1 protein-coding gene is annotated in these 757 nt (G+C 45.6%); it reads left to right on the top strand.

The features are described from left to right. Window positions 1-143 precede the first annotated feature (143 nt). Window positions 144-581, top strand: coding sequence for a hypothetical protein (locus tag ACXAFQ_RS20460; protein ID WP_474825215.1), 438 nt, complete (start codon window positions 144-146; stop codon window positions 579-581). Window positions 582-757: the final 176 nt, after the last annotated feature.

Here is a 757-nt window from a genome sequence, read left to right as displayed (position 1 = left end):
GTTTGTTGCGGGCACATAACAATCAAATTAAGGCGCTCGCAGGCTCGCTGGGACACAAACATGGCGGCTGTGTCACTTCGTTCCGAATATAGCCGCCATGTTTGCGCCCCTTATTTGGGTGTTATGTGCCAAAAGGAATTTGCATGCACAAGAATAATCAACTAATAATCGCTGGCAGTTTAAGTATCCTGGCTGCATTACTTCATATTGGTTGTATTTTCGGCGGTCCTGATTGGTATCTCTTTTTTGGTGCGGGTCAACGCATGGCTCAACTCGCAGCTCAGGGCGACCCGTACCCAACAATTGTAACTTTAGCAATTGCTTCAATTCTTACTGGCTGGGGCTTATATGCATTTTCTGGTGCAGGTATCATCATCAAGTTACCACTACTAAAAACCTGTTTAGCTTTAATTACTGCCATCTATTTGTTGCGTGGTATCGCAGGGTTAGTTGGTCCCTTTCTAACTTCAGAACCTGTGGTACACCAAAATTCAATAACCTTTTGGTTAGTAAGCTCAATTATTTGCTGTATTTATGGTACGTTTTATTTATTGGGCACAGTAAAGGCATGGCGGCAGTAGAGAGTGTGCTGGCACATAACAAACAAATTAAGTCACTCGCTCCGCTCACTGGGACGCAAACACGTGGGCTGACTCGCTTCGCTCGGGATTTTAGCCCACGTGTTTCCGCCCCTTATTTGGGTGTTAGGCGTTAAGTTGAACCGCGTTGCGCAATGCGCTACAATCTTTCCGTGATC

It is taken from the genome of Alteromonas sp. ABH2_165 (genome assembly GCF_056159945.1).
Note: the sequence above shows the minus strand (reverse complement) of the source record. Positions and strands in the feature narration are given on the sequence as shown.

Excerpts from the sequence above, each read along its gene's own strand:
- ACXAFQ_RS20460 (WP_474825215.1), top strand. The coding sequence starts at position 144 with ATGCACAAGAATAATCAACTAATAATCGCTGGCAGTTTAAGTATCCTG.